The sequence below is a fragment of the Oscillospiraceae bacterium NTUH-002-81 genome (assembly GCA_032620915.1).
In the GTDB taxonomy this organism is placed as follows: Bacteria; Bacillota; Clostridia; order Lachnospirales; family Lachnospiraceae; genus JAGTTR01.
This window is the reverse complement of the sequence record CP136052.1, coordinates 3,465,759-3,477,531: the sequence shown is the minus strand read 5'-3', so window position 1 is coordinate 3,477,531 and position 11,773 is coordinate 3,465,759. Positions and strand designations below refer to the sequence as shown.

General features: G+C 51.6%; 8 protein-coding genes and 4 pseudogenes. 3 read left to right on the top strand and 9 right to left on the bottom strand.

Translation table 11 applies throughout. The features are described from left to right. Positions 1-544: 544 nt before the first annotated feature. From RJD28_17240 to RJD28_17200, 9 genes and pseudogenes are all read right to left on the bottom strand, one after another. A pseudogene (locus RJD28_17240) lies at positions 545-1,138 on the bottom strand (CD0415/CD1112 family protein). Positions 1,139-1,217: 79 nt separating this feature from the next. Continuing rightward, positions 1,218-1,433, bottom strand: a complete 216-nt coding sequence (locus RJD28_17235) for a Maff2 family protein (protein WNV57886.1) — start codon at positions 1,431-1,433, stop codon at positions 1,218-1,220. 215 nt (positions 1,434-1,648) lie between these two features. Then, positions 1,649-2,185: pseudogene (locus tag RJD28_17230) on the bottom strand (TraG/TraD/VirD4 family protein). Positions 2,186-2,490: 305 nt separating this feature from the next. Further along, positions 2,491-4,200, bottom strand: a complete 1,710-nt coding sequence (gene ltrA / locus RJD28_17225; GenBank protein WNV57885.1) for a group II intron reverse transcriptase/maturase — start codon at positions 4,198-4,200, stop codon at positions 2,491-2,493. Positions 4,201-4,998: 798 nt separating this feature from the next. Next, positions 4,999-6,249: pseudogene (locus tag RJD28_17220) on the bottom strand (type IV secretory system conjugative DNA transfer family protein). Then, positions 6,246-6,743 (bottom strand): PcfB family protein, encoded by a 498-nt coding sequence (locus RJD28_17215; protein WNV57884.1) that lies wholly within the window; start codon positions 6,741-6,743, stop codon positions 6,246-6,248. Before RJD28_17215 ends, RJD28_17220 begins: the two are co-directional and overlap by 4 nt. Before the next feature lie 27 nt (positions 6,744-6,770). After that, positions 6,771-7,652: a DUF6017 domain-containing protein gene (locus RJD28_17210; protein WNV57883.1), complete on the bottom strand. Its 882-nt coding sequence runs from the start codon at positions 7,650-7,652 to the stop codon at positions 6,771-6,773. A gap of 5 nt (positions 7,653-7,657) precedes the next feature. Next, the gene (locus RJD28_17205) at positions 7,658-8,332 is read right to left on the bottom strand and encodes a hypothetical protein (protein ID WNV57882.1); all 675 of its coding nucleotides are present in this window, start codon (positions 8,330-8,332) and stop codon (positions 7,658-7,660) included. Positions 8,333-8,415: 83 nt separating this feature from the next. Then, complete coding sequence (locus RJD28_17200) at positions 8,416-9,354, bottom strand: ParB/RepB/Spo0J family partition protein (GenBank protein ID WNV57881.1); 939 nt, start codon at positions 9,352-9,354, stop codon at positions 8,416-8,418. Between the two features lie 210 nt (positions 9,355-9,564). On the opposite strand from RJD28_17200, the pseudogene RJD28_17195 reads away from it, so the two are divergent. From RJD28_17195 to RJD28_17185, 3 genes and pseudogenes are all read left to right on the top strand, one after another. Further along, positions 9,565-10,776, top strand: a pseudogene (locus RJD28_17195) (DUF4368 domain-containing protein). A 190-nt stretch (positions 10,777-10,966) separates the two neighbouring features. After that, on the top strand, positions 10,967-11,329 hold the full coding sequence (locus RJD28_17190; protein ID WNV57880.1) for a helix-turn-helix domain-containing protein: 363 nt from the start codon (positions 10,967-10,969) through the stop codon (positions 11,327-11,329). Further along, entirely contained in the window at positions 11,289-11,666 is a 378-nt protein-coding gene (locus RJD28_17185; GenBank protein WNV57879.1) for a TnpV protein, read from the top strand. Before RJD28_17190 ends, RJD28_17185 begins: the two co-directional genes overlap by 41 nt. Positions 11,667-11,773 lie beyond the last annotated feature (107 nt).

The following is an 11,773-nucleotide window of genomic DNA, read 5'->3' as shown; positions in this document are numbered from 1 at the left end:
CGGATATTCAGCGTCATCTTTCTTGGGTTTTTACCCCTTGAAATTTATCGCCTTGCGGCATTACGCATAGCCGGATAGTTCCGGCGTTCCGGTTTAGGCAATCTCCAGTTAGACACTTTGGGATAAGCGTATTGTGATGTCGGTAGTGGGTTTTCGTCCTTTTCCGCTTACTGCGGCTGGCTGTCATAAGTATCGTGCGGTCTGTGTTTACCTGTCACATTCCGCTATGACATACGGCGAATACAACCATCCTGCGCCGCCGGGTCGAGTATCCCGCCTCGGACTACCCTTAAAGCAGTTTAGCCTTGCTCCTCATTCACAATGTTGCGTCTTGCCGCTCAGTCGTGGGTAGATGGTTTTCCCAACTCGCGATTTTTCCGATACGCTATTGTCCCCCTTGTGGTTTCCCTCCGGGGTAAATCGGATGACGCTAAAGTGACGCGTTTCACGTCTTTGATACTTTTCTTTACCGGCTTGCTAAAGCCGGATTCCCAAAATGTCCGCGCACCGCCTTTGGATGAAAAGCGGCGCTTCTGGACGCGCGGTAAATCTCGATCATGCGCCCGTAGATGATGATAAAGATGCAGATGGTCAGCGCCCACATGGAGAAGCCCACCACGAAGGATTGCAGCCACAGCCCCAAAAGCGTCCACACGTTCATCTCCAGCAGCCGCGCCTCAAGGTCCGCGATATGGTCGGCAAGGTTGATGGAGGTGTTGCCCACGATAAGGCCGGAGGCGCGGTTGACCACGCTCTGCGCCGCCTCGAATACGCCCATGACGATATTCCATGTGTTGGACACGATGAGCACGGCAGCCGCCGTCTTGAATACCCAGCGGAAGAATACCCATGTGTCGATGTCGTGGAGGTTATTGCGGTCCGCGATAAGCTGTATCAGCTCCAGCGTCATGACGAAGGCGAGGATCACGCCGGCGATGGGCAGTATCACGTTGTCCGAGAGGGAGCGGATCATGCTGTAAATGTCGGCGTTCCACGCCTGCGGGGTGCTGCCGATGTGTCCTGCCGCCTCCGCGACCTTGGCGTTGACGTTATCAAAGAGGCCGGTGAGGTTATCCATGATGCCGCCCACCAGCAGCTCCTTGAGCCATTCGGTGAATTTTTCCCATATCAAATCCAATGGGATGGCCCTCCTTTCCCGCCCCCGCCCGCAGAGGGCGGGCAGGGGCGAAGGGTTTCAGTGTGCGGCACTGTACGGCTTAACCGAACAGGCCCTTGAGCAGCGGCACGAGGATGACGCCAATCAGGGCGACACCGCCGCCCGCCATAAGCTGTTTCATGCCCTGCGATTTAGCCCCCGGATTGTCGTTTCCGTATCCTTCCAGCAGGTTAATAACGCCCCAGATTCCGAGACCTGCGCCAAGGGCGATGACCAAAGTTTGCAAAACATCGACTGCGCTATTGAAGAAATCCATATTTTATGTGCCGGAATCGTTTCTTTATGGTTTTTACGATGGAAACCGCAAAGCCGGAATGAGCTGGCCGCCGTGTGCGGCTGTCGATTCCGGCTTCTCCTTTCAAATTTTCGGTTGTGCTTTCCTCCGACTTTGCGTTTCGCGTGTGTCTGCTGCATTGTCGGCGTCCTCCTTTACGGAATGGGTGTCTGGTCTATATATAAAAATCCGCCAAATCAGGCGAATTCTGAACCTGCGGCCGCGCCCGCGTCAAAAACCTCAAATTCCTCCTCCGGCTTCAGCTTGAGCTTTGTGGAGAGGAATTTCTCAATGTCAAAGGCGTTCTTGGGATTCGCGTCCGAGAGGTACTTGTAGTTGGGGTGCTGGGTGACGTCGTATTTATCCGAGAGGAAGGGGCGCACGCCGCGAAGCTGCAAGATGCACTTGCCGCCGCCCAGCACCGCAAGCTCGTCCTGGCTCATCAGCTCCTTGCCGAGCTTCTGATAGTTCAGACTGTGGGAAACCTCTCTGCCGCGGCTTTCGCCGGTATTGAAGGTGTCAATGGTTTCCTTGCCCAGCGCGGCAGACAGCTCCTTTAATGTGGTCGGCTCCTTGCCGCCGAGGAACACGGAACTATCGCAGTTGCCGATGATGGTGTCGCAGTTGTCCTTGTAGAGCGCCTTGAGCTGGCTCTGTGCCTGCAAAACAAGGCAGGCGGAGATCTCGCGGCTGCGGATGGTAGCCATGAGCTTCTCCAGCTTGGGAATCTGCCCGAATAGTGATAGGTAAGCCTCTGGTGTTACCACCTCGGGCTTTTCCCCCCACTCCACACCGTGCGTGATAGTTTCCCATCACACGGCGTTCCACCGACTAAGATTACATTTTAGTGCCTATATAGTCCTCGAATTGTATTTCTTCCAACTCCCTGTATTTTCGGAGTTTGTTTATTTTTTCTTGCATTTCCACGGTCAATGTTAAATTCTGCAACAGTTTCTTTATTACTTTATTTTCTGTTGCATCAACCAATTTTGACACATCTTTGGATAAAATTATCAAATTCCTATATGTGTCATTTCGCTCACCTTTGCACGGTTTTATGTGTATACATACCATGTCTGTTATTGACAGGGCATTGTGTGTTACTGCACATTTTCCTTTTTTGTGCTATATACCTTGAAAGGGCATTATCTGCCATCTCCAAGGTCGGATAAAGATGTGCATTTCCCATCATATATTTCATAACATCATAACTGATACAGTTTTCGATGTCTGAATACTTCCTCACATATTTATTGACTTCCCGCCTTTTGTATTTTGGATATTCATACGCCACATACCCTACTGGAATAATCATTCTTCCTTTTATCCATCGGAACTGCTTTGACTTTCCATACTTTTGTTGGATAAATTTACTGGTTATCTCACCCGTTTTTGTTATCGGAAAACATCGGTTATTGTGGTTCATACCGTTACTTTTCCCATTCACTTTATAGGCGATTTCTGCAAAATCTGCTGATACCATTGTTGCCATACAATAATAATTGTGCATACCCATAACCATTGAATTGTAAAGACTTATGTTTTTATCAATTTCGCTTTGCTTGCTTGGATTTTTGATATCTTTCCAGACAGTCCGCAGCTTATTGATAACCTTATCTTTACTTTTGTCGGCTATATGTGAACGGATTATCCATTTATCACCTTTTGGAACAACTTTAAATTTGATTCCAAGAAAAGTTGTATAGTTCTTACGCAAGTTTGTGATTCCAGATTTCTCATCACTTGTTTGCAGATGTAAATGTTCTGCAAGCCATAGTTTTGTTGCATACATGGCTTTCTTAGCTGTTACATAGTCCCGACAGAATATCTTAAAATCGTCTGCATACCTTACGATGTACATTTCTTTAAGTTCTGTCTTTTCCCTCAGCTTTTTCCACTTTGGTGACCTGTCTATTGTGAGGATATTTCCCTCCTTATCAGTCCTGTAAAATTCCAGTCCGGATTTTCCATCTTTGACTTTAAACATCTCCCATTGATTAGCAATCCACCAGTCCAGCTCATTCAATACTACATTTTGCAAGAAGTGGGGATAAAATCCCCCCTGTGGTGTACCTGTTTCCGGGGTAATTACAATGTCATTAAACAGGATTTCTGCTTTTAGCATCTGTTTGATTATCATAATCAGTTTCCTGTCCTGTATTCCAAGTCCCCACAACTGCCGAATCAGCTTATTATGGTCAATATTGTCAAAGAATCCAACAATGTCCACATCTACTACAAAATGCAGATTTTGCAACTGTGCCATTTTATAGCATTGAGCAATCGCATTTTGCGTTGACCTGTATGGTCTGAACCCATTATTTCGTTCATGAAATTTTGCTTCACAAATCGGTTCCAGTATTTGCAGAATACATTGCTGTATCAGTCTATCCCATATACTTGGGATTCCTAATGGTCTGGTTTTTCCATTGTCTTTTGGTATTTCTACACGCCGGACCTTTTTAGGCTGATAAAAGTTCAATTTATTTCTGACGGTTTTAATGACCGTTTCGATTGGGAGTGACTGAATTTCTGTTATTGTCTTCCCATCTGTTCCAGGGGTTTTGCTCCCGTTATTTTTGCAGATATTCCGATATGCAAGTATGATATTCTGCTCTGATACTATCAGGGGCATAAGCCTGTCAAATTTATTACCTTTCAGACTGCCTTCATATAACTGATATCCAGTTTCTTTTGCGTCATATCTTTCTGCATTTCTTTCTGCTTTATTTACAATTCGTTTTGCCATAGTAACCAACTCCTTATTGGAGAATGATTTTTTCTTCGTCTCACCTCGACAGCTATGAAAATCTCCATTTGGTGATTACTATATAGACATAAAGGAAATCTTAGTATCGGCTTGTGGCTATCCCTCCACCGCTTATTATCACGGTTTCATCGGTACTGTGCCACTACTCTCACAACCATAAATGTGCTTATTGTAGAAAGGATTCCTTTATACCTTTCCTTTTCGACACAACTACGGTACTTTGTCACTGATACAGTCAGTTCCCGTATTGGTTGCTTTCCACGTTCCACATAACTTAGGATTGTTGTCACTTAGGTCATTCCTTTAGCCCTGCAAGTATTATCTTTATAGATACCTGTGTCCTGTAAACACAGAGGGTATTTCATACTAACAACTTTTACTTTACCCCACTTGCGTACCTACTGGTACACTGGCATTTCTGCCAGCCATTCGTTTAGAGCCGTACATTCGGAATTTTGTCAGACCGCCTTACTGGTCATTCTAACCATATGGCAACCCCACCCGCACTGTCACACACAGCTTGTACCTCTACAAACCTTTCCTCACCTTGCAGTGTTAGGGTGTGCTTCGCACGACTTCCCCGAGCTTATAACCTTAATCGTCTGTATCCGACTAACGCTATTCGGAGTATTAGTGAATTCCCTTCAGGGCGTTACCCCTTCATTTGAAATTTCAGTTATGCAGTTCTCTAAAACCACATTTATTAAATTATTTGTGACTTTAGGCTACGCTTTTGTCGGTTATTCCCACCGTTTTCGGCGTAGAACGTGTCACACTGTTGGCGCACTCGTCGATGAGGCAGCGCACATGGACAGGCAGCCTGCCGCCGTACACATCGTCCGCCTTGTCGCACAGGAGATTGAAAAGCTGGGTATAGATCATACTGGCGAGGAAATTGAAGGTATCATCGGTGTCAGAGATGATGATGAACAGCGCCGTTTTCCGGTCGCCCAGCGTGTCCAGCTCCAGCTCGTCATACGCCGTGATCTCCCGCAGCTCCTGAATGTCGAAGGGAGCGAGGCGCGCGCCGCAGCTAATTAGAATACTTTTTGCCGTCTTGCCCGCCGCTAAGCGGTATTTGGCATATTGGCGCACGGCGAAGTGGCCGGGGTCCCGGCTTGCCAGCTCCTCAAATATCAGATCGACAGGGTTTTTGAACTCCTCATCGTCCTCCCGCACCTCCATGGTGTTTATCATCTCAATGAGGGTGGCGAAGTTTTGCTCCTCTACCGGCGCTTCGTACCAGAGGTAGCCGATGAGGGCGGTGTAGAGCAGGGTTTCCGCTTTGCGCCAGAAATCATCGCCGCTCTTGCCGTCCCCCTGCGTGTTGGCGATGAGGGTCGTGACCAGCTTCAAAATGTCCTTCTCGCTGTGGATGTAGGCGAAGGGGTTATAGTGCATACTCTTTTTGAAGTTGATCGTGTTTACCACCTTGATGCGATACTTGTTGCACCTGAGCAAATGGCCGACCTCGCAGATCAGTCCGCCCTTCGGGTCGGTGACGACGAAGGAAACCGGCCGGGAGTCGGAGGTACACTGCATGAGATTTGGCTTGATGAAAAAGCGCGTCTTGCCTGAGCCAGAGCCACCGATGACCAGCACGTTTTTGTTGCGCGCTGTCTTTGGGTCTTTGGGGCGGCTGTTCATGGTCAGCCGCTCTGTCTGGGTGAGGATGATGTTGTTTTCAAACACGGGATCGACGTAGGGGCGTATATCGTCGGAATTGCCCCAGCGGGCCGACCCGTATTCTACATTTTTGCGGTACTTCTTGGCGTTCTTTCCCTTAACGTACACCGCCAGACGGATGAGCAGGGCAGCTGCAACGCCCACGCACAGGTCGATGGGGTGAAAGCTGGGCAGCACCGATTGGAACGCGGCGGCGAAGCCCTCCATGATGTGCAGCGCCTTTGCTGAAAAGTCCGCGCCCGGGCTTAGCCGCGCAGCCTGCCCTAATTTGGTGGCGTAGAGGGCGATGAAGGCATACGGCAGATTGGGCAGAATGGCTTTTTTGATGTTTACGGTTTTCATAGCTCCAGCCCCTTATCCTTGCTCCGGGACTTGTCCGGCGTGAGGGTCAGCAGCTTCGCCTTGAGCGCACGGAGCTGCTCCAGCACGGAGGGGCGGTCCTTGGAGGCGCGCCTGACCTCCTTTGCCGTGTACTCCTTGAAGGCCGCCGTCAAAGCGTCGGCGTCGCGGGCCTTGAAGAAAACAAGGTATTTGGGAATATCCCCGGACTTATCCTTTTTCAGAGCAAAATCCACGCCGTATTTCCGCGCCACGCGCTCAAAGGATTTGATATTGCTGTCGGTGATCTCGATGTTGGACACGCCCTGATTCTGTCCGATGAGCTGCTTCACCGTCTGCTTGCCGGTGGGTTTCTCCGGCGCGGCGCGCGCCTTTGCTAGCTTTTTCTCCTTGCGGCTGGCAAGGTATTTGAGAATGGCGGCCTTCAGCAGCCGCGCCGTGAGCTTGGTTGCGCTGATGACCAGCGTGACCGCTCTGTTTTCCACTTCCTCCTGCATGGGTCATCCCTCCTTTTTCGGTCATATTCAGCTCTTGCCCCGCAGCCCGTCGCCGTACATATCGTGGTTGACGAGGGCGGAATAGTAGCTGCCCATGGTGCTGGGAGCGTTGAACAGCGAGGCAAGCAGGTATTTCTTGATGTTGCGGACGTAGGTGGTGTTCTGCTTCAGGCAGTCAAAGACGTAGCCGATGTGCATGGAGTTGACGCGCAGCAGCTTTTCCTTCACCATCTCTGCCGGATACTCGTCCCCGGCCACCACGATGGTCTGTCTGCGGGAGCAGAGGGTTTCCGCCATGAGATCCACCACCTCGTCAAGCTGCTCCTTGTCCTGCTGCGGGTCCTGCACGAGAATGTCGTACTCGATATTATCTTTGACGATCTCTCGCGCTTCCTCGTATCCCATCCTGTCATATCCCGCGCCCTGCAAGGGGGCCGGGAGATAGATAGGATCAGGATTTGATATGTCCGTACTTAATCCATTTGGTATTTCTTTTTCTTTACTTCTTCTATCTTTATTTAATTGCGCGGGCTTTTCCGTATATGGCTCCGCCGTATCCGGGGTATCCAGATACGGGTTTTCCGTATCTGGTGAAGCCGTATCCGGCAAGGGCGGATGCGGGGATTCGTAGATGGTGTACTCGGTGTCGGTGATGCGCCCGCGGCTGTCCCTGAGCTGGCGGCGTACAAGGTAGCCGTGCGATTCCAGCTCCTTGAGCGCCGCGCCGATGGCGTCCACGCCCTCCTTGCAGATGGCGGCAAGCCCACGGGTGGTATAATCCCACTCGTCGGTCAGGGAGAGCATCTTGGACAGCAGCCCGATGGCCTTGAGGGTCAGGGCGGTGTCCCGCAGGTGGTAGTTTGACATGACGGTGTAGTTGTGGTTCTTTTCTACCCGAAAAACGGCCACCGTCCTCACCTCCCGGTCAGCGGCGCAGAAGGGAGGAAGCCGCCGCGCCGGAACGCGCGGCGCTTTATGAACTCCCGCTGCCCCTGCTGCGATGCGATCCGAAGGGCGTCCTCGCCGTACCGCGCGATGAGCAGGGCGTTGATGAGCAGCCGAAATGCTTCGTCACCGACGATCTGCGGCTCTGCAAGGTCGCCCTTCGTCACCTCGTCTGTGCCGCAGTAGAGGCTCTTTGCCCCCATAAGCAGCGTGTAGTCGTGCTGGGAAATACCGCGCCGGCGGGCGTAGCGGAAGTCGATGCCGCCCTTGGTGAAGCAGTTGAAGCTCCTGTCCCCGATCTCCTTGTTGGAGGTCAGCAGGTACAGCGCGCCAAGGAATACCGGCGTATCCCGCTTTTTCCGGTAGCCCAGCAGGGTGCGGAGAGAGGTGAAGCGGCGCTTGTGCTGTTCGTCCTGCCACAGCGAGCCGGGGAAGCCGGCGACAAGACGGAGGATGCGCGGCGTCAGGCGGGGGTGCAGCGGGAACAGTTCCGCCACGGCCTCCGCGTAGCCCACGACCCCTGCCTCCATGCGCTCGGCAAGGCAGGGGCAGGACAGCGCCGTGCATCCCAGCTTTTTAACGTATTCGGCGCAGAGGACGCAGGCAACGTCCTCCGGATTGTATTTGAAGGTATTGATATACATGGTTTGCCTCCTGTTCGGTCCTTTGGATATGACAAAACCGGGCAAAGAAAGCTCTCTGCCCGGTCGTGTCATGGTGTATTCGGTTATCTGCTCTGCTCCCGCTGGCGCTTGCGCAGCCATGCGTCCAGCAGCTTGAGGATGGTTTCCTCCATCCGCTGGGGCGTATAGGAGCGCGGGAAGTATTTGCGGAGCTTGTCCGCCGAGAGGACGACGTTATACCCCTCCGGCTTTTTCTGCTCCATCATGATGTCCAGCATGGAATCGTCGTTGAGCTTTCCCTCGCGGGAGAGCTTCTTCATCCGCTGCGCCTGTGAGAGCGAGGGCGTGGCCTGCTCGCTATCGATGGCGGTGAGTAGCATCTGCTGTTCCTCCGGCTTGAGGTAGGAGATTTCCACGGCAGGGGTCATGCCGATCTTTTTCTCGTCCACCATCTGCTGAAGCTCCGGGGAAAGTTCTGTCAGGCGGATGTAGCGGCGCACGGTGTCGCCACTGATACCGGCATCTTTTGCAACTGTGTCATCTGCCCGGAAATTCGCCGCAACTTGCGGCGAATTATTTTCATCCGCCTTTTCCTCTGTTTTTGCCGGTCTGCCAGCCTTGCGGCGGATAGCCTCCAGCTTCATTTTATACGCCTGCGCCCGTTCAGAGGGCAGGATATTCTCCCGCTGGATGTTGCTGTCCACCATGAGGATGGTGGCGGTGTCGTCGTCCATCTCACGGACGATGCAGGGCAGATTTTGAAGCCCCGCCAGCTCGCTGCCATGCTTGCGGCGGTGTCCCGCCACGATCTCATATCCGCCGTCCTTGCGGGGGCGGACGATGGCAGGGACGAGTACGCCGTACTGCCGGATGCTCTCCGCCGTTTCCAGCATGGCCTCGTCGTCCCGCACCTTGAAGGGGTGATTGGGGAAGTCGTGCAGCGCCGTCAGGGGCAGCTTCACGATCCGTTCTTCCTGCGGAAGCGGCGCAGCCTCCTTCGCTGATTTTGCGCCCCGCCTCACCGGGGCTTTTGCTTCTTCCATGTTCGTTTCCTCCTGTAAAATGCGGCAGGAAACGCAAAAGGGAGAATGAACGCCTGTGACCGTCATTCTCCCAGAAAACAGATGTGTGATTGTGATTTTCAGCCTCCCGTCCGTCCGAAAGAGAGCTATCCAAACGAGAGCCATCTCGCCGCAAACACGCATGAATACTGGATTTTTTTGCTGTTTACGTTTCGCCTTCCCGAACAGCGTATGTTCAACGAATGGCTGGTGAGAGATACGAGCAAGAAAATCAAAGCAGTAAAACGGTCTAAGGGTATGAGCGGGAAGCCCGTCACGAGCAAACCCGTATACGGCTACTTTATGGACGAGGACGAAAATTTTATCATTGACGGGGAAGCCGCCCCTGTTGTGCGGCAGATTTACAGCTTGTGCCTTGCCGGGAACGGGCCGACCAAGATAGCCCGTATGCTCACAGAGCAGGAGATCCCCACGCCGGGAACGCTGGAATACCGTCGGACGGGAAGCACCCGCCGCTACCACCCCGGCTATGAGTGCAAGTGGGCGACCAATACCGTGGTACATATCCTTGAAAACAGGGAGTACACGGGCTGTCTGGTAAACTTCAAGACGGAGAAGCCGTCCTACAAGACCAAGCACAGCGTAGAGAACCCCATTGAGAAACAGGCGATTTTCGAGAACCACCATGAGCCTATCATTGACACCCAGATGTGGGAGCGTGTGCAGGAGTTACGCAAGCAGCGCAAACGCCCGAACCGCTATGATGAAGTGGGCTTATTCTCCGGCATACTCTTTTGTGCCGACTGCGGCAGCGTCCTTTACCAGCAGCGTTACCAGAACGCCACCCGCAAGCAGGATTGTTATATCTGCGGGAGCTACAAGAAGCGTACCCGTGACTGTACGGCGCACTTTATCCGCACCGACCTGTTGACCGCCGGAGTGACCGACAATCTGCGGAAAGTCACCAGCTATGCAGCGAAGCACGAAGCCCGGTTTATGAAGCTGCTGATCGAGCAGAACGAGGACGGGGGCAAGCGCAGGAACGCCGCAAGGAAAAAGGAGCTGGAAGCCGCCGAGAAGCGTATCAGCGAGTTATCCGCTATCTTCAAGCGGCTGTATGAGGACAGCGTGACCGGGCGCATTTCAGACGAGCGTTTCACGGAGCTGTCGGCAGACTATGAAGCCGAGCAGAAAGAACTGAAAGAGAGAGCCGCCGCTATCCGGGCAGAGCTTTCCAAAGCGCAGGAAGCCACGGTAAACGCAGAAAAGTTTATGAATGTTGTCCGCAAGTACACCAGCTTTGAAGAACTTACCCCTACCCTTTTGCGTGAGTTTGTGGAGAAAATCGTTGTGCATGAGTGCAGCTATGACGAGAACGGCACACGCAGACAGGACATTGATATTTATTACTCTTTCGTTGGCAAGGTAGACCTGCCCGAATGACCGCCCGACCTATCCGGCGCAATGCGCAAACGCCGGATAGGAACGGCAAAATTTTTTACACTTCTACTACTTCTTTATCACACATCAGCAAAGTCCCAGGGCATGAAGCAGTTCATGGCTAATTAAAGGGAACAAAAAGAAAGGAAAAGCCAATCCAGACGGTATCAGCGGCAGGCTACAAGAATAAATTGTGATTTCACAAGATTGGTGCTATAATAAGAGAAAAGTTCCTGCCGGGGCAGCCGCTCCGGTGGTATGGATAGAAAGGCAGGAAAACAATATGCACATCAGCTATAAACCACTCTGGCACACACTGTTAGAGCGTGATATGAGAAAAGAGGATTTAAGGCTTGCCGCTGGTATGACAACAAATATGATTGCCAACATGAGCAAAGAGGGAAAGCACATCAGCATGGATACATTAGCCCGTATCTGCGAAACGCTGAATTGTGAGATTACCGATGTGATTGAGTTAGTACCAGACGAGCCTGCTTCCACAGGAGGTAAGGAACATGAGCGAATTGAAACCAAGAATAAAAGAAAACGGAATTGATTATATCCTTGTTGGAGATTACTACATCCCGGACTTGAAGTTGCCGGAGGAACACCGCCCCATCGGAAAGTACGGACGGATGCACCGGGAATATTTAAGAGAAGTCTGCCCAGCCAGATTACACACATTGACCCTGACCGGGGAATTGTGGACATATCTTGCAGACCTGAACGAACAGGCACAGAAACGGTTAGACACCATCATGGAGCAGATGAAAGCTGCCGAGGGCGTGACCGAGGAATTGAAGCGTACCCGTCAAATGGAATGGGTGCAGCGTTGCAATAACATTCACAACCGGGCAGAAGAAATTGTTTTACATGAGATGATTTATTCATAACGGTATGGTAGAATGATTATTACAAACTGTTAAGGAAACAATCGGAGTTGGTGTAAACGAAAAAGCAGCCTTGAGTTCTGATAAAAACTGCCCTTTCGTTTACATCA

What these genes read in the sequence shown, in the direction of transcription:
- ltrA (WNV57885.1), bottom strand. Translation starts at nt 4,200, where the DNA reads ATGGCAAAACGAATTGTAAATAAAGCAGAAAGAAATGCAGAAAGATAT.
- RJD28_17200 (WNV57881.1), bottom strand. Translation starts at nt 9,354, where the DNA reads ATGGAAGAAGCAAAAGCCCCGGTGAGGCGGGGCGCAAAATCAGCGAAG.
- RJD28_17235 (WNV57886.1), bottom strand. Translation starts at nt 1,433, where the DNA reads ATGGATTTCTTCAATAGCGCAGTCGATGTTTTGCAAACTTTGGTCATC.
- RJD28_17205 (WNV57882.1), bottom strand. Translation starts at nt 8,332, where the DNA reads ATGTATATCAATACCTTCAAATACAATCCGGAGGACGTTGCCTGCGTC.
- RJD28_17185 (WNV57879.1), top strand. Translation starts at nt 11,289, where the DNA reads ATGAGCGAATTGAAACCAAGAATAAAAGAAAACGGAATTGATTATATC.
- RJD28_17215 (WNV57884.1), bottom strand. Translation starts at nt 6,743, where the DNA reads ATGCAGGAGGAAGTGGAAAACAGAGCGGTCACGCTGGTCATCAGCGCA.